Origin of the sequence: Acinetobacter sp. RUH 2624, from assembly GCF_000162375.2 — a bacterium.
GTDB lineage: Bacteria > Pseudomonadota > Gammaproteobacteria > Pseudomonadales > Moraxellaceae > Acinetobacter > Acinetobacter nosocomialis.
Window position 1 is genome coordinate 2,877,617 of the sequence record NZ_KI391939.1, and the last position, 25,220, is coordinate 2,902,836.

Annotated in this window: 20 protein-coding genes; 8 read left to right on the forward strand and 12 right to left on the reverse strand. The window is 39.5% G+C overall.

Annotated elements, in window-relative coordinates; genetic code table 11:
* Positions 1–20 precede the first annotated feature (20 nt).
* A complete protein-coding gene (locus HMPREF0014_RS20200) occupies positions 21–1,727 on the reverse strand; it encodes a GGDEF domain-containing protein (protein WP_020992327.1) in 1,707 nt (568 codons plus the stop codon).
* Between the two features lie 992 nt (positions 1,728–2,719).
* On the opposite strand from HMPREF0014_RS20200, the gene omp33-36 reads away from it, so the two are divergent.
* Positions 2,720–3,622, forward strand: a complete 903-nt coding sequence (omp33-36, locus tag HMPREF0014_RS20205; protein ID WP_006580846.1) for a porin Omp33-36 — start codon at positions 2,720–2,722, stop codon at positions 3,620–3,622.
* 58 nt (positions 3,623–3,680) lie between these two features.
* On the opposite strand, the gene betT is transcribed toward omp33-36, so the two are convergent.
* The 4 genes from betT to HMPREF0014_RS20225 all read right to left on the reverse strand — a co-directional run bounded on the left by betT (position 3,681) and on the right by HMPREF0014_RS20225 (position 8,726).
* Entirely contained in the window at positions 3,681–5,648 is a 1,968-nt protein-coding gene (gene betT, locus HMPREF0014_RS20210) for a choline BCCT transporter BetT (protein ID WP_006580845.1), read from the reverse strand.
* 166 nt (positions 5,649–5,814) lie between these two features.
* Entirely contained in the window at positions 5,815–6,507 is a 693-nt protein-coding gene (locus tag HMPREF0014_RS20215; protein WP_006580844.1) for an ion channel, read from the reverse strand.
* 169 nt (positions 6,508–6,676) lie between these two features.
* The gene (locus HMPREF0014_RS20220; protein WP_002053821.1) at positions 6,677–8,392 is read right to left on the reverse strand and encodes a cation acetate symporter; all 1,716 of its coding nucleotides are present in this window, start codon (positions 8,390–8,392) and stop codon (positions 6,677–6,679) included.
* Position 8,393: 1 nt separating this feature from the next.
* Positions 8,394–8,726, reverse strand: coding sequence for a DUF485 domain-containing protein (locus tag HMPREF0014_RS20225; protein ID WP_002053967.1), 333 nt, complete (start codon positions 8,724–8,726; stop codon positions 8,394–8,396).
* Between the two features lie 183 nt (positions 8,727–8,909).
* On the opposite strand from HMPREF0014_RS20225, the gene HMPREF0014_RS20230 reads away from it, so the two are divergent.
* Positions 8,910–12,407, forward strand: coding sequence for a PAS domain-containing hybrid sensor histidine kinase/response regulator (locus tag HMPREF0014_RS20230; protein ID WP_006580842.1), 3,498 nt, complete (start codon positions 8,910–8,912; stop codon positions 12,405–12,407).
* Positions 12,408–12,796: 389 nt separating this feature from the next.
* Positions 12,797–13,564: a hypothetical protein gene (locus HMPREF0014_RS20235; protein ID WP_006580841.1), complete on the forward strand. Its 768-nt coding sequence runs from the start codon at positions 12,797–12,799 to the stop codon at positions 13,562–13,564.
* Positions 13,565–13,606: 42 nt separating this feature from the next.
* On the opposite strand, the gene HMPREF0014_RS20240 is transcribed toward HMPREF0014_RS20235, so the two are convergent.
* The gene (locus tag HMPREF0014_RS20240; protein WP_001023261.1) at positions 13,607–14,257 is read right to left on the reverse strand and encodes a response regulator transcription factor; all 651 of its coding nucleotides are present in this window, start codon (positions 14,255–14,257) and stop codon (positions 13,607–13,609) included.
* Positions 14,258–14,633: 376 nt separating this feature from the next.
* Here HMPREF0014_RS20240 and msuE point away from each other — a divergent pair, with 376 nt between their 5' ends.
* Together msuE and sfnG are read left to right on the forward strand one after the other, a co-directional pair.
* The gene (gene msuE, locus HMPREF0014_RS20245) at positions 14,634–15,371 is read left to right on the forward strand and encodes an FMN reductase (protein WP_006580840.1); all 738 of its coding nucleotides are present in this window, start codon (positions 14,634–14,636) and stop codon (positions 15,369–15,371) included.
* A gap of 44 nt (positions 15,372–15,415) precedes the next feature.
* Positions 15,416–16,528, forward strand: a complete 1,113-nt coding sequence (gene sfnG, locus HMPREF0014_RS20250; protein ID WP_002053823.1) for a dimethylsulfone monooxygenase SfnG — start codon at positions 15,416–15,418, stop codon at positions 16,526–16,528.
* A gap of 91 nt (positions 16,529–16,619) precedes the next feature.
* On the opposite strand, the gene HMPREF0014_RS20255 is transcribed toward sfnG, so the two are convergent.
* A complete protein-coding gene (locus HMPREF0014_RS20255; protein ID WP_006580839.1) occupies positions 16,620–17,033 on the reverse strand; it encodes an AsnC family transcriptional regulator in 414 nt (137 codons plus the stop codon).
* 105 nt (positions 17,034–17,138) lie between these two features.
* Here HMPREF0014_RS20255 and HMPREF0014_RS20260 point away from each other — a divergent pair, with 105 nt between their 5' ends.
* Entirely contained in the window at positions 17,139–17,681 is a 543-nt protein-coding gene (locus HMPREF0014_RS20260; RefSeq protein WP_006580838.1) for a cysteine hydrolase family protein, read from the forward strand.
* A gap of 42 nt (positions 17,682–17,723) precedes the next feature.
* Here HMPREF0014_RS20260 and acs read toward each other — a convergent pair whose 3' ends face one another.
* Positions 17,724–19,673 carry an acetate--CoA ligase gene (acs, locus tag HMPREF0014_RS20265; RefSeq protein WP_006580837.1) on the reverse strand — a complete coding sequence of 650 codons (1,950 nt, stop codon included), beginning with the start codon at positions 19,671–19,673 and terminating at the stop codon, positions 17,724–17,726.
* Positions 19,674–19,967: 294 nt separating this feature from the next.
* On the opposite strand from acs, the gene HMPREF0014_RS20270 reads away from it, so the two are divergent.
* Positions 19,968–20,543, forward strand: coding sequence for a DUF805 domain-containing protein (locus tag HMPREF0014_RS20270; RefSeq protein WP_002053807.1), 576 nt, complete (start codon positions 19,968–19,970; stop codon positions 20,541–20,543).
* Positions 20,544–20,656: 113 nt separating this feature from the next.
* Positions 20,657–21,628: a mechanosensitive ion channel family protein gene (locus tag HMPREF0014_RS20275; RefSeq protein WP_002053811.1), complete on the forward strand. Its 972-nt coding sequence runs from the start codon at positions 20,657–20,659 to the stop codon at positions 21,626–21,628.
* Here the strand turns inward: HMPREF0014_RS20275 and HMPREF0014_RS20280 are convergent.
* From HMPREF0014_RS20280 to HMPREF0014_RS20295, 4 genes are all read right to left on the reverse strand, one after another.
* Positions 21,617–22,324, reverse strand: a complete 708-nt coding sequence (locus HMPREF0014_RS20280) for a 16S rRNA (uracil(1498)-N(3))-methyltransferase (RefSeq protein WP_006580836.1) — start codon at positions 22,322–22,324, stop codon at positions 21,617–21,619. The two genes, HMPREF0014_RS20275 and HMPREF0014_RS20280, sit on opposite strands and share 12 nt — an antisense overlap.
* Positions 22,321–23,613: a 3-deoxy-D-manno-octulosonic acid transferase gene (locus tag HMPREF0014_RS20285; RefSeq protein ID WP_006580835.1), complete on the reverse strand. Its 1,293-nt coding sequence runs from the start codon at positions 23,611–23,613 to the stop codon at positions 22,321–22,323. Before HMPREF0014_RS20285 ends, HMPREF0014_RS20280 begins: the two co-directional genes overlap by 4 nt.
* A 168-nt stretch (positions 23,614–23,781) precedes the next feature.
* The gene (locus tag HMPREF0014_RS20290) at positions 23,782–24,840 is read right to left on the reverse strand and encodes an alkene reductase (RefSeq protein ID WP_004711502.1); all 1,059 of its coding nucleotides are present in this window, start codon (positions 24,838–24,840) and stop codon (positions 23,782–23,784) included.
* Between the two features lie 28 nt (positions 24,841–24,868).
* Positions 24,869–25,171 carry a helix-turn-helix transcriptional regulator gene (locus tag HMPREF0014_RS20295; RefSeq protein WP_002053977.1) on the reverse strand — a complete coding sequence of 101 codons (303 nt, stop codon included), beginning with the start codon at positions 25,169–25,171 and terminating at the stop codon, positions 24,869–24,871.
* Between the last annotated feature and the right edge of the window lie 49 nt (positions 25,172–25,220).

Below are 25,220 nucleotides of genomic sequence, written 5' to 3' on the forward strand. Positions count from 1 at the left end.
GAAAGTGATTTCCGGCTTTTTTATCCCTCTACAACATTTCGTCCCCGAGCTTTAGCTCTTAAGAGTGAACGATCTGCTTTTTCTAACAACTCCATCCAGCTGGTCGCTCCAATCGCAAACCCTATACTGACTGATACATGTAATTTTTCATTTGAGCCAGATAAATTAATTTCTTCTAAAGCAATCGCAATACGAATTTTTTCCGCCAATAGACGCGCATCTAAAAACGGCACCTGTTCTAACAAAATTAAAAACTCATCACCACCATAACGCACAATTAGATCAGAAGCGCGTACATTCGCTTTCAATTGATCGGTAATACGTTTAATCACTTGGTCACCAACAATATGACCATATTGATCATTCACATCTTTAAAGCGATCTATATCAATAATCATTAAACAGGTTTGTGAAAACTTTTGAGGATAGCTCTCAACAATTTTTAAATACTCAGATAAAGCCAAACGGTTGGATACACCAGTTAACGGGTCTGTATTTGCAATATTTTTAAGTTGGAATTCAAACGCATCTCGCTGCTTAAGCATTCTTTGCAAACGGTCAATCGCTTCAAAAAGTGAAATGAACTCACCCTTTTTAGGATTCAATTCATCTACCGGATAATCTTTGCTATGAGACAAATCAAGAATTAAGGTACGAGCTTGAATAAGAGGCTCAAATACCCGTCTCTTTGCATAAATTAAGGTAAGTAAAGCAGCTGCTAACGATATGCTAGAAATAAGCAAAGTAAGAAAGAATTTCTTTTTTGCTAAATAGTTTTCTTGAGATGCAATCAAGACACTTTTATTAAGTAGAAAATTTTGTAAATCAATAACTGTTGTAAATTTATCAACGATTTGGTCTGTAAGTTCAGTTCCATTTAAATGGTAAGCCTCATGCTTCTGGCTTTCTTCTAAAAGTTGACCAACAATAGGCACACCTTTATCTAAAAATTCAGTTTTAACTCTTGCGTAAAGGCGATGATATTCAGGAGTCTTGGCCTGCTCAGACTGTAGCGTATCTACAAGTGCCCATAAGTAACGGGCTTGCTGTTGAGTCTGTAAAGAACGCGCCCGATTATCATTAGGAATCGTTTCTTTAAACGTCACTGGCGCAATAACATTAGATGCAGTACGACCGGCCTGATCACGCATGTCAGTCAACACCACAATCAAAGTAAAATAGTTATTAATTTGGCTATCTTTACTTTTTAGCTGCAACATAAGCTTTTGCAAAATTTCCCGACAACTATCCCAAGCACCAAACATACCCAAAATGGCATTATCAAATTGCACAGAGGTTCTTGCCTGTTCAGGTGTTGCGGCATAATAGTCGACTACAGCCCGCGCCTGTTTCAAATCATCTTTAAATTTAGTATCTAAAATACGTGCTAAATCGGAATAACCCTCTTCTTCTAAAATACGAATAGTTTCATTAATTTGCTGATCGACAGTAAGCCGATACTCTAATAACTTCTTCTGATTTTTTAAAAATTCGGCAGCGTTACTCGACATTAATTTATTTGCTGGCGCACGTTCTTTAGATACTTTATTTGCCACTTCAGCAATAGACTTTAAGCTTTTGATTTCAACCAACGCTTGTTTAGTTTTTAAATATTCTTGATAACTGCTGACAATAAGAGGCACAGCCATAAACAGTAAGGACAGAATAATGACCAACATAAAGAAAAATAGTCGATTACTGATATGTTCTGAACGTAATCCTGACATTTCTAGCTGGTACTCCGTAAATGCCCTACCATCATCACTACTATAAAATGAAGTAATTAACCCGCATCCTAGCACTTTAATGAGCAGAAGTTCAGCAACAAAGTTTGAATAACGCAATATAGGTCTTCATCGTTTGTATTTCATAAAAATCTGATCGAAAGAGCAAATAATGGCTATAGCAAAACTCCATTTTACAGCTGAAGTAAATTTCGCAATTCTATAGTTAGCTTCTTTTTCCTCTTGGATGCCTCTCCCAGCATCCGAAACCCAGCTTAGAGCTGGGTTCTTTTTTATACAAACCAAAAAGAAGAAATTTCATGTAATTTTTTTAATAAATGTTAATGTTTTCTTATAGATAAAAAAAAGCTCAACCTTGGGGAAAGCTGAGCTCGTAAAGTCTGATGTGATAACACATCGTATCTGGGAAAGTACTACCAACTATAAAAATGTTAGATAGTGAACTTTGCAATTGAATTGTGTGACTTATCTCTAATTTTGTAAAGTTGATTAAATTGATCAGAATTAATTTTTTAATCGTTTTTTTGATTTAAAAATGTTTTTTTTTAGCCTTATTCAATTATATAATTATTTTAAATAGATAGATTATTTAGATAAACTTATCAAAATAATGATAACTATTCCTCAAAATATATGAAAATTGAAACAAGAATAATATTCGAACGACTATTTATTAAACGAATCGACAAATTCATGAACGTTAAATCCGATCAATAAAATCATTTTTTCCAATTATAAATGTAATTATTTTGAAACTATTTAAACCCAAATCCTTATGAATCTTAAGGTTTAGCTTCTTGTTAATGTTCATTTTTTTATCAGGTTGACATAAGACACTCTGATTGTTTATTTTTTAAACATTTTTAACATAAGTGTCAAATTTCCTTAACATTACGTTTCATCTATTATTGACTTCATAAATTGTTACAATACAATGACCCCAGCTTTATCTCTTGTTAATGCTGGAAATGATTATGAAAAAACTTGGTTTAGCCACTGCTGTATTATTAGCCATGACCGGTGCTCATGCTTATCAATTTGAAGTTCAAGGTCAATCTGAATATGTTGACACAACTGCAAACGATAAGAACTACACTGGTGACGTTGCTGGTACATTCTATTTGAAAAATGTTGATACAGCTAAGGGTCCTTTAGCTGAAGCAGCTTTCTTAAACCAAGCTTCTAGCGTGTCTTTAGGTTACAGCTATCAACAATATGACCAAAACAACGGTTTAAACTACCGTGTAGGTACATACGGCGTTAAAGGTGAGGCTTACGTTCCAACTCCTTATCTTCCTGTATACGCTAGCGCTACTTATAACCACACTGACGTTGACGGTAAAAACGCGATTTCTCGTGATGACCAAGGCGACCGTTATGCTTTAGAAGTTGGTGCAATTTTGTTACCTAACTTCTTGATGGCTGTTGGTTATACAAGCGTAGCTAACCAATTTGCTTTAGATAACTTCGGTATCATGAGCAACGGTATCTACTCTGCTGTTAACCAAACTGCTGCAATCCAAAACGATCAAGATGCTGTTACAGCTCGTGCTAAATATGTAGGTCCAATCGACGGAACTAACATGGCAATCGGTTTTGAAGCTGCTGGTGCTTTCGGTCAAGAAAACCAATACGGTTTAAAAACTGACCTTTACTTAACTCCTAAGTTAAGCGTTGGTGCTGCATTCATCGGTAACGACGGCGTAGCAAACATCAAAGGTAATGACCTTGGTGAATTCCGCCAAGCTTGGGGTGGTAACGTAAACTACTTCATCACTCCTGCTCTTGCAGTTGGTGCGTCTTACATGAAAGCTGACGTTAAAAAGTCTAGCTACGACACACAAACTATCGGCTTAAATGCTAAATTCCGTTTCTAATTTGATTTAGAAATTGAATTAAAAAAAAGGACTCAATTGAGTCCTTTTTTTATGGCTATTAACTACGTACGATATTTAAGAAATGTAAATGACGTTCGTACTGATCAATAATATCCTGAATCAAATCTTCCTGAGTCCAGTCCATTACATCGTAGTTCTGCCCACCCTCTCTCAAAAATACTTCGGCTTGGAAATATTGGCCATCTTCTGCTTCTGTACGACCAATTAAAAAACTTGGTGGTACTGTTTCACGTGAAACAACTTTATAAATAAAATTAATTTCATGATGATGATCGACTCGAAGATGCATACCATCTTCAACTTCACTAATTGAAACTTCAAGATGACGACGTCTAAACTCATGCTGAATATTTTCAAAAGCTCGTGAAACCTGCTTTTCAATATATTGCTTCACCTCTTCTTCACTATGAGGATAATGCATGATCAAACCTAATCGTTGTTGCCAACTTCTCGGGTTATGAATGGCACGTGGGGTAATACGAGCTTCCTGAATTGCTTGCATTTTCGTGACATCAAGATGCAAAGCTTTTATTAACCCCCAACTCATCAAGAGCATGACTACAGTAAACGGCAACGCACTCATAATAATTGAAGACTGGAGTGCAGCAAGACCGCCAACCAAGAGTAAAATAATAGCCAGCACTGCCATCAATACTGTCCAGAACAGACGCTGCCAAGTTGGTGAATTTTCAGTTTTTGCTGTTAAGTAGTCAGTAACGAGTGCTCCCGAGTCCGCAGAAGTCACGAAGAATAAAACCACTAAAATAGTGGCCAGAATATTCATGACACCTGACCATGGCAAGTGCCCTAAAAACTCAAATAGAGCAACTGAGGAGTCTTGCTGGACAGCCTGAATGAGAGTGGTTTGATGTTCATGAATAATGCTAAATAACGCGGCATTTCCTAAAAAGCCCATCCAAATGATAGTAAAGCCTGTCGGAATAAGAAGAACACCTACAATAAACTCTCGAATGGTACGACCACGGGAAACCCTTGCGATAAACATACCCACAAATGGTGACCATGAAATCCACCAAGCCCAATATAAAATGGTCCATCCCCCAATCCATCCATTTGGCTGATAAGCATATAAATTGAATGTCATGGTGAAAAGGTTAGATATATATTGCCCAGTATTTTGAATAGTAGTCTGAAGTAAATAAATACTAGGGCCAGCGATAAAAACAAATACTAATAATATTAAAGCTAAGACTAAGTTTAGCTCTGATAAGCGTTTAACCCCTTTATCTAGACCTAAGAACACAGATAATGAGGCTAAAATACTCACAAAAATAATGAGTAGAACTTGAATATTGGTACTTTGCTCGACACCAAATAAATAATGTAAACCAGAGTTAATTTGGGTGACACCAAATCCGAGAGAAGTCGCTACACCAAATACCGTACCAATGGTCGCAAATATATCGATACTGTCGCCCCACGGCCCATAAATCTTTTTACCAATGAGCGGGTAAAGGGCTGAGCGGGTCTTTAACGGTAAATTATGACGATAAGCAAAATAAGCTAATGCTAAACCGACCACAGCATAAATTGCCCATGCGTGTAAGCCCCAGTGGAAAAAAGTCACACGTAGAGCTTGCTGAGCTGCATCAATTGTCTGCGCATCTCCACTTGGTGGATTTACATAGTGCATGACAGGTTCAGCAACACCGAAGAACATTAAGCCAATACCCATACCGGCAGTAAACAGCATGGCAAACCATGAACCGTTACTATATTCGGGCTGGCTATGGTCAGGGCCTAATTTAATCCGACCTATCGCAGAACAGGCAATATAAATGAGTAAAATAAGAAAGAATGCAACTGATAGAACATAGAACCAGCTAAATGAATCGGTGATCCACTGCTTTAACTGTTGCGTTAAAAGTTCAAAAGAACTCGGAGCGATCACGACAACTGCTAGGAACAAAGCAATAATAATGACCGTACCCAAAAAGACATTGGGATTAACATTTGCGAACCAACTCGTTTGTTTGGAAGGCATAAATCCTCCATGTTATTTTAATGAAAAGTGACAGGCATGAAGCCAATAAAGACATTCAGGAATGAACAAAGTTATATCTTTCAATAGAGAAAGCCGATCATACTGTAAACAAACTTAATTAATATTGCAGTTACAAAGGTGTAAATAAATTAAAACACCTCCTTCTTTATTTATCAGAATTCTTTTTAGGGGCGTGTGAAATATACTGTAAAGCGATCAAACGCGTAACAATTAATGCCAAATACATAACACCACAAAACATTTGTAACATCGCTAGAACACGTGCTGGTGGACTAAGGGGCATGAGGTCAGACAACCCTGTCGCTGACTGCAAACTAAAGCTTAAAAATAATAAATCTAGCCAAGTTTGTAAGTGATAAACATGGTTTGGATTTTGGAAGCTATTTGGAATTAACAACTGACAAATGTTGTATAAAAAAGCAAATCCCCAAGCAATTAAGGTAAAAACAGCTGCTGCTGCAAACAGCTCATCTCGTGTCAAATATCGGTCAGCAAACATATAACGAAATAACCCATAAGCTGCCGAGAAGTAAGCTAAAGCTTCACAGCTGTGAGCAAAAATCTGGATGGTTAAATTGCTGTAGCCTAATAAAATAAACACTGACGATATAATTGCGCCACTTACAAAGGTAAGTCCTAAAAAGGTAAACATAGGTGTTTGACGAATCACTTTAGCAATAATGAGTAAAGCAAGTACTCCTAATGCCCAAGTTAAGGTTCTATAAACCTCATTATCAAAAGTCAGCATAGCCAGAATAAGTAAAATGAATTGCACAAACAGCAACCATGCAGAAGGCAATAATCGAAAGCTCGCCCAGAACTCGATAATAGATCGCATTTAATTATTTTCCATTTTTTCATTATGTTTTGAATTATAGAAAATCATACTGTACAAAAAATAGGATAAACAAGTTGTTCTTTATTAAGGAGCTTCTTTTCAATAACCTTTAGGAGAAAAACAAAAAAAGCCCCGTAGGGCTTTTTATGACATGTTTAATACATTCTGATTAGTGGTCTGATGCACCAGAAGCACCAATACCTGTCATTGAACGTACATATTGTGCGTCGAAAGCAGCACGTTCTTTTTTCGCACGTGCTGAGTTATCAGTCACTGAGAAGAACCAACAGCAAAGAAACGACAATGGCATCGCAAACAATGCAGGACCATTGAACGGGTTAATTGGTGTATCTGAGATTTTTAAAGTATCAACCCATACCGCTTTAGATAAGATGATCAGTACAACAGCTGTTACCAAACCAACCACCCCACCAATCACAGCGCCACGTGTGGTTAAACCTTTCCAGAACATTGAAAGAACAAGTACCGGGAAGTTCGCACAACAAGCTACAGAGAACGCTAAACCTACCATGAATGCTACGTTTTGCTTTTCAAATAAAATACCCAAGATCATGGCAAAAACTGCTAAACCAAGCGTCGCGATTTTTGACATACGAAGTTCAGAAGCAGGAGTCGTTTGACCCTTTTTAAATACGTTAGCGTATAAGTCGTGTGAAATTGCAGATGCACCTGAAAGTGTTAAACCAGCAACAACAGCAAGAATCGTTGCGAACGCTACTGCTGAAATGAAGCCCATGAACAAGTCACCGCCTAAAGCGTCACTTAAATGCACAGCTGCCATGTTGTTACCGCCAACCAGCTCAAGCTTTCCTGTCATTGCCATTTTCGCAACATCAAGGAATTGCGGGTTGTTTGATACAAAAAGGATCGCACCGAAACCAATAATGAAAGTTAAAAGGTAGAAGTAACCAATAAAACCTGTTGCAACGACTACAGATTTACGTGCTTCTTTTGCGTCTTTTACAGTGAAGAAACGCATAAGAATGTGTGGAAGACCCGCTGTACCAAACATGAGTGCTAAACCAAGAGACAAGGCATCAATTGGGTTCGCGGCAAGTTTACCAGGACCCATAATTTTTGCAGCGTCGGCAAGGCTTATGTTATGGACTTTACTGAACACTTCAATAGATTGGGTAAACATATTGCTGAAACTGAAACCAACAGCTTTCATGACCATAAATGCCATAAAGGTTGCACCGCTCAGTAACATGACCGCTTTAATGATTTGTACCCATGTGGTTGCCAACATGCCACCAAAAATTACGTATGCCATCATTAATAGACCAACGATGACTACAGCAATGTTGTAGTTCAAACCAAATAGCAATTTAATCAGCTGACCTGCACCCACCATTTGCGCAATTAAATAAAATGCAACAACTACAAGTGAGCTAAAAGCAGCTAAAGTACGAACTGGTTTTTCTTCAAGACGGAATGACACTACGTCGGAAAGGTTATATTTACCGAGGTTACGTAAACGCTCTGCTACCAAGAATAAAACGATTGGCCAACCGACCATGAATCCCAGAGAATAAAGTAAGCCATCAAAACCAGAGCTAAACACCATTGCAGAAATACCAAGGAATGACGCCGCTGACATAAAGTCACCCGCAATTGCCAAACCATTTTGGAAACCACTAATTCCGCCACCAGCCGTATAGAAATCTTGTGCTGATTGAGTTTGTTTTGCAGCCCATTTAGTAATGAACAATGTGAAACCAACAAAGATGACAAACATGATGATGGCATGCCAGTTGGTTGCTTGCTGCTCAGCTTCACCTAAATCCGGGCCTGCCATAGCAACTGTTGAATATAGCGATGCTGCCGCCAATAAGGCTTTCGCTTTTAATGAATTCCATTTCATATTAGTGTAATCCTTTCTCGTGCGTGATGGCCTCGACTTCCTTCAACGCTTCTTCACTCAACTGATCAAGGGTGTTATTCGCGATGTAGGAATACACGCCACAAAGTACGAAAGATAAAATGATAATTCCTATTCCAAGAGGAATCCCCCATGTCGTTACACCGCCACTAAATGAACTCATCAAAAATTCTTTGTTGTAGCCTACAAGTAGCATAAAGCCCACATAGAGAATTAACATGATGATGGTGAGGGTCCAACTTAATGCACTTTTTGTCTTGACCATTTTTTGAAACTTTGGATTACGTAGAATCTGTTCCACTTGGCTTTGATCCATAACCAAACTCCTTACATAGTGCCCAACCTTGGTCACTTTTTTTTAATGTATTTTTTCATTATTAAAGTTAGCAAGATTACCTCTAAGTCGTAACTTAGACTTTGGTCGTTAAAATTTAATCAATTTATAGCTTTGTATCGGCATAGGTTATGATAGACACACGGTTTCACTTATGTAGGTCATATGAACAGCTGGCTGATTATTGGGGTGCTCACTCTTTATATTGCGCTTTTATTTGTCTGTGCTTTTTTTGGTGAGAAGCATGCCAGTCGTCTTGGCACACGTGGCCGCATGTTTTTATTTAGTTTAACTTTAGGTGTCTATTGCTCATCATGGACATTTTATGGGGCAACCGGTGCAGCCGTACGTGAAGGCGTCATCTTCTTGCCTATTTATTTAGGCCCACTGTTATTTGTCTGGTTTGGTTATGATATCTGGCGGCGTTTAGGTCGAGTACGCCAGCACCATGCGATTTCGTCAATCGCTGACTTCGTCGCAGCGCGCTATGGTAAAAGTGGTGTACTCGCCTCTCTAGTCACTATTCTGGCGGTTATCGCGATTATCCCCTACCTCGCGTTACAGCTCCGTGCAATCGCTTTAAGTACCTCGGTCATTATGGAGCAAAGCTCGCATATTCATACGACGACCAACAGTGTGTTATTGCTCACCAGTGTGCTTGCGATTTTAGCCATGATTTTTGGTACACGACAGATCGCAAATACGGAACAGCATGGCGGCCTCATGCTTGCAGTTGCATTTGAGTCATTTGTGAAGTTATTTGCCCTACTTTGCGTCGCTTTATTTTTTATTTTTGAATCACCAGCTAACCTCAGCCAAATGACCTCTGATGTAAACCAGACTTTTCAGGAGGTTCAGCTGTTTGGTGTACCTGAAACTTTCTGGATTCAAACTTTACTGGCAGGCTTAGCTATTATTTGTTTACCACGCCAGTTCCACGTGGCGGTGGTCGAGCTACGCGATGAAAAGCATATTCGCGGTGCCCGTAAATGGTTCGCGGTTTATCTCATTTTAACTGTTTTAGCTATTATCCCAATCGCAAGCTGGGCTTTGCATGCCGCACCGAAATTCCTAACTGTACCCGATGTGGCTGTACTGTCACTGCCGTTAAGTTACAACCAAGAATGGCTCGCTTTACTAGCCTTTTTAGGTGGCTTTTCAGCCTCGACAGGTATGTTACTGGTTTCATCAGTTGCATTGTCTATCATGCTCAGTAACGACTTGATTATGCCTGCCTTATGGCGTTTTAAATTGCTGTCGCGTCATGATAAACATCTACCTAAAGTTCTGAAGTTCAGCCGTCGTATCAGTATTGTCGCAGTGATGCTACTTGGCTTTTTATTTTTCCATTTCTTTAATGATATTAACCAGCTTTCAGTTTTTGGTTTATTGGCGTTTAGTGCTGTAGCGCAATTTGCTCCGGCACTGATTGGTGGTTTGTACTGGCGTGGCGGAAGCCGCCAAGGTGTCTATGCAGGTCTGATTGTTGGATTTTTAATGTGGAGTTATACCTTACTCTTTCCAACAATTTTGCGTAGCTTGCCTGAAGCCTATCAGGATGCTGCTCAAAGTATTTTGCTTTTTGGTCCTTTTGGCATTAATGCCTTACGTCCGGAATCTTTATTTGGTTTTGAGTCATTTGCACCTTTAACTCACGGTGTCATTTGGTCACTTGGTTTAAATATTGTTTTATATATCTGGATTTCAAAAATTTATCGACCAAGTGTGGCAGAACAAATTCAGGCAGAAAGCTTCTTCTACTATGAAACTAAGCCTTTACCATCACCACACACATCTACTGATTTAACCTATCTTCCTCATGACGCGGCCCGTTTAAAAGTAGGTGATTTATTTGCCTTGGCAAAAAGAATTACAGGTGAGCAACCCACTACACAAGCGTTCGAGAACTTTTGTGAGCAAAATCATCTCACACTCAATCCAAATACAATTGCCAATGGTATGTGGTGGCGTTTTACCGAGCAATATCTGGCCGGTATTATCGGTGCTGCTTCTGCACGTACTTTGCTCACGACAGCCATGATTAATAACGGCCTTGCTTTGGGTCAAGTCGCTAATATTTTAGACCAAGCATCTCAGTGGCAACGTTTTAATCAAAATCTGCTTATGACCATGATTGACCACATGACCCAAGGGGTAAGTGTGGTCGATAAAAATATGTGTCTAGTCGCGTGGAACAACCAATATTTAAAACTATTTGGTTATCCAAAAGACCTTGTTTATGTCGGCTGCCCAATTGCCGACCTGATTCGTTATAACGCTGAACGCGGCGAATGTGGCCCCGGTTCAGTCGAAGAGCATGTACGCAAACGTCTTCACTGGATGAAAGTCGGCAGCGCCCACGAGTTTGAACGTATCCGTAAAGACGGCCGCGTTATTCAAATGCGAGGTAATCCAATTTCAGGCGGTGGTTTCGTCACGACATTTGCCGATATTACGGCCTTCCGTGCGAACGAAGCCGTACTTGAAGCTCGCGTAAAAGATCGGACTCAACAGCTTGCTGATGCCTTAACTGAACAACAGCTTGCACGTGAGCAAGCTGATATGGCCAATATGTCCAAGAGCCGATTTATTGCTGCGGCAAGTCACGATCTATTACAGCCTATGCACGCTGCTCGTCTGTTTAGTACTGTTCTTGAGCAAAGCATTTCGACTGAAGAAGACCGTCAAACCTTACAGCAACTTGACCGTGCACTCTATGGTGCAGAAAGTATGCTGTCTGCCCTACTCGATATTGCACGTTTGGAAGGCGGCACCATACAACCAAAGAGACAACCTTATCCATTGCATGATTTACTCAGTGACCTTGAGTTGCAGTTTAAATCAATCGCTGCTCAGCGGAATATTTCACTAAAAGTCCACGATGTGTCTTTCTGGATCGATACTGACCCGCAGTGGATTCGTCGTATTATTCAAAACTTTGTCAGCAATGCCCTACGCTATACCGCCAAAGGTCGAGTAGTCGTAGGCGTACTTCGTTCTGCACAGCAATCTGGTCATATTCGAATTGGGGTTTGGGATACTGGACCTGGTATTGCTGAAGAACAACGAATTAAGCTATTCCAAGAGTTTGAACGTTGCGGACATTTATCACCTTGGGGTGAACAAGGTTTAGGATTAGGTCTCGCCATCGTACAACGTATGACAGGTTTGCTAAATTACCCTGTTCATGTTTACTCGGAGTTGGGCAAAGGCTCATGCTTTATGATTGAGGTGCCTATTGTCGAGCCACCAAAAGTAGCAACACCAACTGTACAGGCCGTGCCTTTAAAAACAAAAGCCTATCGTATTTTGTGCCTAGACAATGATGAAACGATTCTGGAAGGTATGAGTAGTTTATTAGGCCGATGGGGTTATCAAGTTTTTAAAGCCACTGAACCTGAGCAAGCTCTAGAAATTATTCAAAAAGAGAATATTCAGGTTTGGCTCATTGACCAACATTTAAATAACAATCAGCTTGGCGTTGATTTTATTAATCAAAATCGTCAAGAAGATGTTCCCGTTGCCTTAATTACAGCGGACTCCCATCCCGAGTTACCACAGCAATTAAAAGAACTAAATATAGTTCTACTTAAAAAACCACTAAAACCTGCCTCATTAAGAGCTTGGTTATCTGGTCTTAAAATTGCTAGTACGACAGACTAATCATTTATCGCTTCCCAACTTTTGATAAGTTTGGGAAGCGATTCTTGGCAAAAATGTTTAGCTAAATTTAAGCCAATAGGCAGAACTGCTCAAAATGTCTACTTTTAATCAATAAATTATTGACCAAAATTTCCAAAGAGTCTTTTTCTATGGCAAAGCTCACCTTTTTTGTAAGTGAACACTTGTATACTTAGTTACAATTTAATAAGTCATTGTTTTTATAATTATTTATTTACTAAAAATCACTATATACGACTTTAGTCGTATTCTACTTGCATTCTGCATGACACATAAATATTCAAAACGCATTTTATTCGTCTGACGATTTATTTGAACTTATTTTGCCTGATCATATCCCTGCTCATGAATTAACGCAAAGGACCACTGCCATGAATATTTCTGATAACAGCCCACAAGGCCAACTTTCTTCTCAACAGTTTTATCGCCAATACAGTGCCAATGCCTTACTTCCAGAGTTAGATTGGCAAAGTATTTTTCCGCACAGCAAGCTGAGCGAAGCACATATCAAAGCTCTTAATACAATTTATCAGTGTGCTGTGCCCCTCGCACTTAATGTATTTCATGATTTAAATTTTGATGTATTTGCACCTGCTGCTTATCATCCGCAAGGTTTGGGCTTATTTGACAAGTTAGCGCAACAAGAAGAGAACTTCTTAAAAGTCCTCACTGCTGAAAGTGAAAATCTTGATCATGACACACGCCATCAAATCTGGAGCATGTTACTCCGCGGTGGTGCTGTTCTGGTTTTCAAGGCTTGGCTTGGCCATGTCAAACTCGGAGAAAACCAGTTAGATATGACTCAGTTTGATGAACTTTCTGACTTGCTCTTTATTAAGACACCTCCACATCAACTTGCTGAGCGTTTGCATGTTGATGAAAAAGCAAAACTTGACCATATCTTCTTAATGTACGGCAATGATATTTTTCTTGATCGGTTCAACAGCCTAGAAACAGCAGCACTTTTTGTTGATTTAGGGGTTTATGATGCAGCTTTCTTAAGCTTGCGTGATGACCGTGTAGCTGAATATTTAAAAAGTAAAGGCTACGTAACTCAAGAACAAATTGATGATTTGCAATGTGCTCTTAACCCACTGTACTGCGACAGCCTAACACCTAAGCAAGATTGCCTTGCTTAAGTAGAACATATAAAAAAGACCTCCATTGAGGTCTTTTTTATTTTAGATTTTTTTATCTTCAATATTTAATGCGCTGATTGCCAATACGGCTTGGGTGCGATTTTGTACACCTAGTTTTCTAAAAATAGCGGTTACGTGCGCTTTAATGGTGGCTTCTGAAACATCAAGCTCGTAAGCGATCTGTTTATTTAACAAACCTTCCGCAACCATCATCAAAACACGGAATTGTTGAGGCGTTAACGACTGAATACGTTCAGCCAAAGCAGTTTCATCTGCCGCTCTCGGGTCAAGATTAATATTTGATGGAAGGTTTGGTGGTAACCAGATTTCGCCATCTAGAACTTGACGAATCGCTTCACCAATATGACTTGGATGAGCCGATTTAGGAATATAACCCATTGCACCATGTGCAATCGCACGTTGGATAATTGACGCTTCTTCGTGTGCAGAAACCACAATAATTGGAATAGAGGGATATTGTGCTCTTACATAGACCAGAGCAGAAAAGCCTGAAGCACCTGGTAAGTTTAAATCAAGTAATACCAGATCAGGTTCTGCCCCATTTTCCAAACGCTCATAAAACTCATCAACCGAAGCTGTTTCATGAATTTGTGCCTGTGGCAGGCTATAACGTACTGCTTGAATCAAAGCATGACGAAACAAAGGATGATCATCAACGATTAAAATATTCATAAGCGATTAAAGTAATCTTGAGCATAAGTATGGCCTATTGTAACCCTACTATTTAGATGAAAGATATGCTCATCTTATCCATTTTTATGCAAAATGTTGTTAAATACAGACCTTTGCTTCGTTTTTCCGTTGTTTTTTACCTTTTAATCAAAATTAATCTATTTTTTATATAAGCTTCATTTTTATTCTAAAAAAGATATCACCAATAATTATATAAAATAAAAACAATTGCTTAACTTACTATTAAATTATAAAAATCAACTATTCGGGTTTTATATTTAAAACTGATAAGGTTGACCAATTTCGTTATTTTACAGTTTGCCGTCATTGTTGATTAATAAGTCCAATGTTGTTTTTTAGGCTTAGGAACCAAATCATGACTGGTATCACATCATCAAAACCTTTAAATATTGTTGCTGTTTCTGGTGGCTTAAATACCCCATCTAAAACCGAAAGTCTGGTTCAGGCCATTCTTGATGAGTTATCTGAAGCAATTGATATTCAAGTTCACTTTATTAAATTAAGTGAAATCGGACCATTATTAGGCGGTGCATTTTATCGCAATCAACTTCCGCAACGTGTACAAGATGACCTTGCTGCAGTTGAAGCAGCAGATGCCTTGATTGTGGGTACACCTGTCTACCGTGCCTCTTTTACCGGTCTTTTCAAACACTTCTTTGACTTCGTTGAACAAACTGCATTAGTCGATGTACCTGTACTTTTAGCTGCGTCAGGTGGTAGTGATCGCCATGCTCTGGTACTCGAACACCAACTTCGCCCATTGTTCAGCTTCTTCCAAGCACAAACTTTACCAATTGGCGTATACGCAACAGATCGTGACTTTACTCCTGAATATACAGTGAAAAGTGAGCAACTAGCTGACCGTATTACACTGGCCGTAGCGCGTGCATTGCCAATTTTAGAGTGGGCGCCAGCAAAAGGTAAACGTGCTGAGGTGGTTAAACCTAAATCTCAACAAGCGAATCAAGAGCTTGGTATTAACAAGCAAATTGAGCAAGAAGAAGTATTACCTTCGGCAGCTGTACCAAACCTTGATGCAGCAGAATCTCGTTTGCATCACAAGTCCGGTAAATCATTAACGCATGTTGCCTAAGCGCAATATAGCTAAATAAAAATAACGAATGGGGAGAGAGCACCATGACGCAATTACAACAACCAATTAAATTTGCTTATTGGGTACCAAATGTAAGCGGTGGCCTTGTAGTGAGTAACATCGAACAGCGTACAGACTGGAGTTATGACTACAATGTTCGACTTGCACAGGCAGCCGAAAACAATGGTTTTGAATATGCGCTCACTCAAATTCGTTTTACGGCGGGCTATGGGGCAGAAAACCAGCATGAGTCTGTGAGTTTCAGTCATGCATTACTTGCAAAAACTGAGAAACTTAAAGTGATTGCGGCGATTCTGCCCGGCCCTTGGAAACCGGCACTTGCAGCTAAACAGCTGGCTACGATTGATTATCTAACCGAAGGCCGCATTGCTATTAATGTGGTAAGTGGTTGGTTTAGAGGCGAGTTTGATGCGATTGGTGAAGAGTGGCCTGAGCATGATGAGCGTTATGTTCGCTCTGAAGAGTTTATTCGCACGCTAAAAGGAATCTGGACCACAGATAACTATAGTTTCGATGGTAAGTATTACCAATTCCAGAACTACACACTTAAGCCAAAACCTCTGCAAAAACCACATATTGAAGTCTTTCAGGGCGGCAGTTCACGTGCAGCAAGAGATATGGCGTCTCGTGTATCCGACTGGTATTTCACCAATGGTAATACTGTAGAAGAAATTCAAAAACAAGTCGAAGATATTCGCACCAAAGCAAAAGCCAATAATCACCATGTCAAAATTGGGGTAAATGCGTTCATTATTGCCAGAGATACCGAAGAAGAAGCTAAAGCAGTACTTCAAGAAATTATTGATAAAGCCAATACTGAAGCAGTCAATGCATTTGGCGATGCAACTCGTGAAGCGGGTGCGGCTTCACCAGAACAAGAAGGCAACTGGGCAAAATCAACTTTTGAAGATTTAGTTCAATATAACGATGGCTTTAAAACCAATTTAATTGGTACACCTCAGCAAATTGCAGAGCGTATTGTGGCGCTTAAAAATGTAGGTGTCGATTTGGTTCTTTCCGGTTTCTTACACTTTATTGAAGAGGTGGAATATTTCGGAGAAAAAGTTCTGCCGCTCGTTCGTCAGTTAGAACTTCAACAGGAAAAGGAGGTAGAAATCCCAGCTAAATCAGCCTAAAAAACTCCAGTTAAACAGCGCAAGATAATAAAAACAACAAATTAAAATAAAGTTTTATTGGCTCCAAGACTCGGCTTGGAGCTTTTATTTTTTAAGATTTCTCCACTTCTCGAACAACAGTTTCAACTGAATAGCGGCACCATTTTGAAAGAACCTCAATAAATTCATTTAATGCTGCAGGTTCAAAATGACTCACAATCATATAACAGGCATTACCCATAACCTTAAAGCATTCATCAATCTGTTCGTATTGCTTGACCAAATTTTCAATTTCTTCAAAAGCGCGTTGTTCATTTAAATGCAAATGAATAAATTGTTTATGTAGGTATTGCACAGCAATGGTGTAGTTTTTGATAGCTTCTGCATCCATCAACTGGGCTATTCGAGCACCTACAGCCTGCCCCGTTCGATGGACACGCTGACCAATTTCTTTATTTGTTAAACGGGAATCTTGCTTGAGTAATGCAATAATTTTTAGATCAATCGGGTCTAATTCAATATTCATTTTTCATGGCGAAAGAAAACTTGCGATAATGCTTTCATTTGACTATAGCCGATTTTTCAAGCAGAGAATAATCTTGTTTTATCTCATATCAACAAGAGTGTTCTCATGAAACAAGCACTGTTAGTTATCGATGTACAAAATGATTATTTTAAAAATGGCAAAATGGAATTGGTTGGACCAGATCAAGCGCTCGATAAAATAAAACAGCTCGAGCAATATTTTATCGAAAAAGATTTACCGATTATTTATGTGCAACATATTAACCCGCCGCAGGCTAGCTTCTTTCAAGAAAATACAGATGGGGTTTTACTTCATCCCGAACTTCATGTTCATAATGATTCGTTGGTTGTAACCAAGCATTATCCCAATAGTTTTTTAGAAACTAATTTAGAAGAACTTTTAAAAGCGCACCAAATTGATCAACTCGTGATTACAGGCATGATGACACATATGTGTATTGACTCAGGAACACGCGCAGCCAAAGAGCTTGGCTATCAACCCATCTTAATTGCAGATGCCACCGCAACACGTGATTTAAGCTATGCTGGAAAGACCGTAAAAGCTGAAGACGTGCAAATAGCTTTTTTAACTGCGCTTAGTACATTTGCAAATGTACAAAATACAACTGACTTTCTAGCAAACTCTTAATGGCGCTTAATAAAAAAGCCCCCTTAGGGGCTTTTTTAGAGATTATTTTTGTCTATCGGGATAAACCGTGGCAATTAACTGCTCTACTACAGCAGGTTCAGCTAAGGTTGAGGTATCGCCCAAACTATCAAGCTCGTTTGCCGCAATTTTTCTTAAAATACGGCGCATGATTTTGCCAGAGCGCGTTTTAGGTAATGCTGGTGCCCAATGCAATGCATCTGGTGAAGCTACTGGCCCGAGTACTTTACGTACCCAGTTAATTAACTCTTTACGCAGCTCTTCCGATTCTGGAACACCCGCCTGTAAGGTCACGAAAGTACAAATACCTTGTCCTTTAATATCATGCGGCATACCCACCACCGCTGCTTCTGCTACTGATTCATGCGAAACAAGAGCACTTTCAATTTCAGCCGTACCTAGACGGTGGCCTGAAACGTTTAGGACATCGTCAACACGACCTGTAATCCAGTAATAACCATCTTCATCACGGCGAGCGCCATCACCTGTAAAATAAGTATTTTTGAAGGTTGAGAAATACGCCTCAATAAAGCGGTCTGGGTCACCCCAAATGGTACGCATCTGACCAGGCCATGAATCTTTAATCACAAGGTTACCTTCAGCTGCACCTTCTAACTCGTTACCTTCACCATCTACAATGGCTGGTTGAATACCAAATAAAGGACGCGTTGCCGAACCTGGTTTTAAAGCTGTTGCACCCGGTAATGGTGCAATCAAAATACCGCCTGTCTCAGTTTGCCACCATGTATCAACAATTGGGCAACGGCCTTCGCCGACAACATTGTAGTACCAGTTCCAAGCCTCTGGGTTAATAGGTTCACCAACCGAACCAAGTAAACGTAAACTGCTACGATTACTTTCGCGTACATACGAATCACCTTCTCGCATCATGGCACGAATCGCGGTTGGCGCTGTATACAAGATAGAAACTTTATGTTTATCGACCACATGACCAAGACGTGCCCATGTTGGATATTGAGGTACACCTTCGAACATTAAGGTGGTCGTACCATTTGCCAACGGACCATAAATCAGATAACTATGCCCTGTAATCCAACCAATATCGGCTGTACACCAATACACATCGTCTTGTTTTAAATCGAAGACTTCTTTGAAAGTACTGGTTACATAGACCAGATAACCGCCTGTGGTATGCAACACACCTTTGGGTTTACCTGTTGAGCCTGAGGTATAAAGAATAAATAAAGGGTCTTCTGCCTTCATTGGTTCTGGAGGACAGTCAGCATCCACCTCCATAATAATAAGGTGATACCACAAATCACGGCCTGGCTTCATTTCGATTGGGTTTGCATTACGGTAAACCACAATCACATTTTCAACACATTCGGTACCCGGCAATGCTAAAGCCAAATCGACATTTGCTTTAAGTGGTAACAGCTTACCGGCACGTAGGCTTGAGTCTGCGGTAATTACAAGTTTAGCTTGGCTGTCTTCAATACGGCTTGCCAACGAGTCTGGCGAGAAGCCACCAAATACCACGCAGTGAACTGCACCAATACGGGCACAGGCTAACATGGCAATTGCAGCCTCAGTCACCATTGGCATATACAGCACAACGCGGTCACCTTTACCAATGCCATATTTCTTCAAAACGTTGGCAAAGCGGCAGACTTCATCGTGTAATTCTTTATAAGAAACGATTTTATGACGAGAAGGATGGTCACCTTCCCAAATAATGGCAGGTTTATGTGGATGTTCTTTAAGATGCCTGTCCAAACAGTTTGCTGACACGTTCAACTCACCATCAGCAAACCATTCAATTTTGAAATTGTCTTTGTCAAAACTGGTATTTTTAACTTGGGTAAATGGCTTTATCCAATCGACAATTTTAGCTTGCTCTGCCCAGAATTCATCTGGGTTCTCGATAGAGTGTTGATAACGTTTAAAGTAGTCTGCTTCAACAGTACGAGCTGTTTTTTTAAATTCCTCTGGTACTGGATAGATCTCATTCATACGCAACTTCCTTGATCTTGTGCATCCCATCTCGAGACTGTGGCTATTATTTTACTGGATCTTATTTGTATGCCTTTTCAGTATGATGACTCTCTCAAAGTCAAAACAATCCGACTTTGGTCATATATTGACCACTTACTCAAACATACGAAATTGTGAACATTTTTATAAAATTAAGTTGATTTAAAACATTTGTCTATAGCTTTTACTTTTATAATTTTTTTAAGTTTTGATGGTTTTGACCATCAACAAAGTTTATTTTAGCTTTTAGAAGCAGTGCAGGAATAAAATAAGATGTTTGCCGAAACTCCCTCTTCACGACCACCAGAGCTTCCGTTTAAAGATAGTCCTTTTTCAATTCATGGTCGCTTTAACCGCATGAGTTATTTAGGTGGATATGGCCTAATTTATTTAATTACACTTATAGGTTATTTCATTTTAGCTTCCTTTCTTGGAAGTTTTCAGCTTTCAAGCGATCTATTTAATTTTGAGTTTTATAGCTCTCTTTCCGGCGTAAGTGCCTTAGTAGTATGGGCTTTTTGGCTATTTTTGATCTACCTCAATATTATTCTGGTCGTTCGGCGCTTACACGATTTAAATAAAAGTGGCTGGATGGGCCTGCTGTTATTTATTCCGGTGGTTCAGTTCTTTTTTATGATCTATTTATTACTTGCTTCTGGTACTGCAGGCCCAAATCAGTATGGCCCTGTTCGGCCTTCAACCTTTATCGAGAAACTGATGGCTTGGCTTATTTTAATCGCTATTTTAATTAGCCTTATTTCTACCGCAGGCTTTTTTTACTACTTCTCTGGTACCGATACTATTCAAACCCCAACACAAATTTTACAAAAAGGAACGCAATACTTTTAATTAAAAAACACTTTATTATTTAGATGAACTCATTATAGTAGGCGCACATTTTATCTCCTACTATGATGAAAGCTAAAAAAGCTTTCATGAATTTATTTAATTAGAGACTTGTCGTGGCTGATGAACAAAAATCCTTAACGGATGTTGCAAAAAATACAGGCGAACTTTTGCAAGAAGCAGGTACTAAAACCACTCAAACGGTTTTAGCACATACCGAGAAATATCATGATGCCTATACTACTATCGACAAAATCGTAGATAGTTTTTGGGAACGTGTACCTTATATCTGCATTGCGATTACCGTTTTTATTATTTTTTGGCTATTGACCAAATTATTTAAATTCTTTGTGCGTAAGACTTTAGAAAATCGTTCTTATACGCGCCAAAATTTGGTTCTTGTTTTAAACCGTGTCGGTAGTACAGCAATCTTATTCTTTGGTTTCTTAATTGCTTTAGTCATTATGATTCCAGGGTTTACGCCAGGCCAACTCATGAGTGCATTGGGTATTGGTTCGGTCGCAATTGGTTTTGCATTTAAAGATATTTTCCAAAACCTGCTTTCAGGTATTTTGATTTTATTGAGCGAGCCATTCCGTATTGGCGATTCGATTGTAGTGAATTCACTTGAAGGAACTGTAGAAGATATTCAGATTCGTGCAACGTTCCTGCGCTCACCGGATGGCCGTCGTATCGTTATTCCAAATGCAACCGTTTATACGAGTGCTTTAACGGTAAATACGGCTTACCAACAACGTCGCTGTGAGTTCGTAGTCGGTATTGGTTATGATGACGATGAGCAAAAAGCGAAACAAATTATTTTAGATATTCTCAATAATGACCGTAATGTACTCAGCCAGCCTGCTTTCTCAGTTAACGTGACAGCTCTAGCAGACTTTTCGGTTAACCTTACGGTACGTTGGTGGATTAATACCACTGAGACAGATATTTCGTCATCTACAAGCACTATTCAAGCTGAAGTAAAACAAGCCTTTAATGCAAATGGCATTAATATTCCTTACCCTATTCAGGAATTAAAAATGGCCGCTAATCATTCGCCATTGAATGCTGAGAACTCAGCTAAATAAACGCCCTAAAATATAAGAAATAGACGTTTCGGTTCTTAAAATACGGTTGCCTAAGCTCATCGCTTGGCAGCCGTTTTTTATGAGTAAATCAACTTCATAAGGAATAAATCCCCCTTCCGGCCCAACCACTACACTACAAGCATGGCTAATATTAATTGGCATACTCTGCTCAGCATAAGGGTGAGCCACGTAGGCAGGAGATTCTTCTGAAATTAGGGTTGGCAAAACGTCTTCAACAAAAGGTTTAAAACGTTTATACATTTGAATTTCAGGAACAATTGTGTCGCCTGCTTGCTCAAGTCCAAGCGTAACGTATTGATCAATTTGCTGTAAAAATGGCGTTTGCCAATAGCTTTTATCAACGCGATAACTATGAATTAGGCTTATCTTTTCAACACCTAAAGTCACACTATCCATAATTAAACGGCGTAAAACTTTTGGTCTTGGCAAAGCTACAATTAAATGAACCGGAAGCTTCGTTGGTAGTGCTTCTTCACGAATAGGGCGTATACGGACTTCGTGGTCATTCATTGAAACAATTTCAGTGATATAACGGACGCCGTTGCGAATGCCAACTTTTAGGTTCTGGCCGACCGTGATATCAAGATGTTCACGCAAATGCTGTAATTGACGTTTTGAATGGATAGACCATGTATCCGATTGAACATCTTCAGGCTCTAGTAAAACAATATTCATGGTTTTTCGGCCAAATACCGGTTAATCACCCCTATATGTTTTTGTAGCGAACCTTGATTACGCTGCAATACTTTATGCGCCTGTACCACTAGCTGTTCAGTCGCCTCAGGCTCTGCCAGACACGCTAGCCAAATATCAACGACCTGCTGTGCATCTTGAGCGATAAGCACAGCATTTTCATCAATAAATTCATCAACAATCGTTTGAAAGTTAAAGTAACGCGGTCCAACCACTGTAGGTATATTTAAAACCATAGGTTCTAAAATATTATGTCCGCCACCTGGCTCATTTAAAGAACCACCTACAAAGCACACCTGACTTAAGGCATACCATAACCAAAGCTCACCCATGCTGTCGGCTAAATAAACCTGCGTGCTCGCATGGATACTCTGTCCCATACTTCTACGATGCGTAACTAAATTTAAATTTTGGCAAATTTCAAACACTTCGTCGAAACGTTCAGGATGACGAGGCACCACAATACACACCAACTCACGGTCTGAATTTAAATGAGGCGCAAGTGCTTCTAAAATTAGTTGTTCTTCAGGTGCATGTGTACTGGCAATCGTCACAACCTGACGATTTGCCAAATACCACTGCTGATGCAATTGGGCAGCTTGCTTAATAAAAGCCTCAGGTGCATGAATATCAAATTTAATATTTCCAACAACCTGACTTTTATGCTCGTCTAAACCAAGCTCGACATAACGCTGACGGGTTGCACTATCTTGCGCTAATACCCAATCGATTTGCTTTAACATACCGTCAGTTAAACTTGAGACTTTACTATAGCCCTTTGCTGACTTTTCAGATAAACGAGCATTAAGTAATAAACATGGTACATGCTGTAACTTGGCTTGATCAATTAAATTGGGCCAAAGCTCAGTTTCAACTAATGCTAAAAGTCTCGGTTTGTATGATTCGAAGAATTGTTTTAAAAGAGGCTTTTGATCTACAGGCAAATAAACTGCTTGGAATAAATCTAAATATGGCTCTTTTAAAAAAAGTGACTTAGCGCGTGCCTGACCGGTTTTTGTAGTATTGGTCACTAAAACTGGCTGGCCAAGTTTGAGATAGTGCTCAATAAGTGGCTGCGCAGCATTGGTTTCTCCAACTGAAACCGCATGAAACCAGATGGCTTTTACATTTTTCGGATCTTCAAACGGCCCAAATCGTTCCAGACATTCCTGATGATATAATTCCAGACTTTCTGCACGTCTTTTTATCCGCCAACGATAAAACGGTTTTAATAAATGGAGTGCTGTGTTGTACCAAAATGGGGTCGCCAAGCGGTTTGCCTCAAATAGTCAAAATTTAAAAACTGGGGAAAATATAACATAGATAAAAAAAATGGCAGAGTTTCGATACCTAAACTCTACCATATACAAGAAAAGTCATTGACTGAACTCACAAAAGAGCAAGTTCAGTAAATAGTAAATCTAAATAAAATAATGATTTTAAGAAGCTTCTAAAGCAGGATAGTCCGTATAACCTTCAGCGCCTTTAGCATATAAAGTCGTTGGTTGAAGCTCATTTAATGGCAGACCTTGCTCTAAACGTTGTAATAGATCAGGGTTAGCAATATAAGCCTTACCAAAAGATACAGCATCTGCCTGACCTTCACGCAAAATACGTTTTGCTGACTCTGGTGTCAGGTTTTCATTGGCAATCCACACGCCATTAAATTTTTGACGTAATTGTGGACCGATACTATCGGCTGCTTCATATTCACGAGAGAAAATGAAAGCAACATTACGTTGACTTAATTGTTCAACCACATAACCGAATGTCGCTAGCGGATTTTCATCACCCATATCATGAGAGTCGCCACGCGGTGCAATATGTACACCGACTCGGCCAGCGCCCCACACTTCAATAAATGCATCAACCACTTCCAATAACAAGCGGGCGCGATTTTCAACTGGACCGCCATACTCATCATCACGTTGGTTGGTATTACTTTGAAGGAACTGGTCAATTAAATAACCATTTGCAGCATGTAATTCAACACCATCAAAACCTGCTGCTTTAGCTAGTTCTGCTGAATGTTTATATTGAGCAACAACTTCTTTAATTTCTTCAATCGAAAGTGCACGTGGTTTTACATATGGGCGTTTAGGGCGTAATAAACTTACTTCACCGGCAGGTTGAATTGCACTTGGAGCCACAGGAATATCACCATCCAAGAGTTCAGGATCGGAAATACGACCCACATGCCAAAGTTGAACTACAATTTTTGAACCTTGTGCATGAACTGCTTCAATAATCTTATTCCACGCTTGTGCCTGCTCTTGTGACCATAGTCCAGGGGTATCTGCATAACCCACAGTTTTTGAACCAATCACTGTTGCTTCAGTGAGAATGAGACCAGCATTTGCACGTTGCTGATAATATTCCACCATTAAGTCGTTTGGAACACGACTTTCTCCACTACGTGCACGTGTTAATGGGGCCATTACCAGTCGATTTTTAATTTCAAAATCACCAACTGTTAAGGGAGTATTGAGTTCAGCCATGATCGCCTCGACTTACACTTTATTTGTTTTAAAGTGTTTGTTTTAAATGTTCGATATATTGCTGAATCAAAGCTTCGTTACGTGAAAAATAAGACCACTGCCCATATTTCTGGACCTGAATGAGACCAGCCTGCTGTAATACAGACAAATGATTGGACATTGTAGACTGAGCTACTTTACCCAAACGTTCAATATGACCTGCGCAAACCCCTTTTTCAAAACTACCACCACATTCTTCTACCGGTAAATAATGCGCAGGTTCCTTTAACCATTGCAGAATCTGCCGACGAAGAGGATTGGCTAGGGCTTTGCTAATTGCATCAATATCCATAGGCTCAACACGTCTTTTAAACGAACAAAGCTTTGTTCAGCATTTCGAA

Bases quoted from the DNA above. Each gene is read 5' to 3' on its own strand.
- HMPREF0014_RS20200 (WP_020992327.1), bottom strand. From the start codon at position 1,727: ATGTCAGGATTACGTTCAGAACATATCAGTAATCGACTATTTTTCTTT.
- omp33-36 (WP_006580846.1), top strand. From the start codon at position 2,720: ATGAAAAAACTTGGTTTAGCCACTGCTGTATTATTAGCCATGACCGGT.
- betT (WP_006580845.1), bottom strand. From the start codon at position 5,648: ATGCCTTCCAAACAAACGAGTTGGTTCGCAAATGTTAATCCCAATGTC.
- HMPREF0014_RS20215 (WP_006580844.1), bottom strand. From the start codon at position 6,507: ATGCGATCTATTATCGAGTTCTGGGCGAGCTTTCGATTATTGCCTTCT.
- HMPREF0014_RS20220 (WP_002053821.1), bottom strand. From the start codon at position 8,392: ATGAAATGGAATTCATTAAAAGCGAAAGCCTTATTGGCGGCAGCATCG.
- HMPREF0014_RS20225 (WP_002053967.1), bottom strand. From the start codon at position 8,726: ATGGATCAAAGCCAAGTGGAACAGATTCTACGTAATCCAAAGTTTCAA.
- HMPREF0014_RS20230 (WP_006580842.1), top strand. From the start codon at position 8,910: ATGAACAGCTGGCTGATTATTGGGGTGCTCACTCTTTATATTGCGCTT.
- HMPREF0014_RS20235 (WP_006580841.1), top strand. From the start codon at position 12,797: ATGAATATTTCTGATAACAGCCCACAAGGCCAACTTTCTTCTCAACAG.
- HMPREF0014_RS20240 (WP_001023261.1), bottom strand. From the start codon at position 14,257: ATGAATATTTTAATCGTTGATGATCATCCTTTGTTTCGTCATGCTTTG.
- msuE (WP_006580840.1), top strand. From the start codon at position 14,634: ATGACTGGTATCACATCATCAAAACCTTTAAATATTGTTGCTGTTTCT.
- sfnG (WP_002053823.1), top strand. From the start codon at position 15,416: ATGACGCAATTACAACAACCAATTAAATTTGCTTATTGGGTACCAAAT.
- HMPREF0014_RS20255 (WP_006580839.1), bottom strand. From the start codon at position 17,033: ATGAATATTGAATTAGACCCGATTGATCTAAAAATTATTGCATTACTC.
- HMPREF0014_RS20260 (WP_006580838.1), top strand. From the start codon at position 17,139: ATGAAACAAGCACTGTTAGTTATCGATGTACAAAATGATTATTTTAAA.
- acs (WP_006580837.1), bottom strand. From the start codon at position 19,673: ATGAATGAGATCTATCCAGTACCAGAGGAATTTAAAAAAACAGCTCGT.
- HMPREF0014_RS20270 (WP_002053807.1), top strand. From the start codon at position 19,968: ATGTTTGCCGAAACTCCCTCTTCACGACCACCAGAGCTTCCGTTTAAA.
- HMPREF0014_RS20280 (WP_006580836.1), bottom strand. From the start codon at position 22,324: ATGAATATTGTTTTACTAGAGCCTGAAGATGTTCAATCGGATACATGG.
- HMPREF0014_RS20290 (WP_004711502.1), bottom strand. From the start codon at position 24,840: ATGGCTGAACTCAATACTCCCTTAACAGTTGGTGATTTTGAAATTAAA.
- HMPREF0014_RS20295 (WP_002053977.1), bottom strand. From the start codon at position 25,171: ATGGATATTGATGCAATTAGCAAAGCCCTAGCCAATCCTCTTCGTCGG.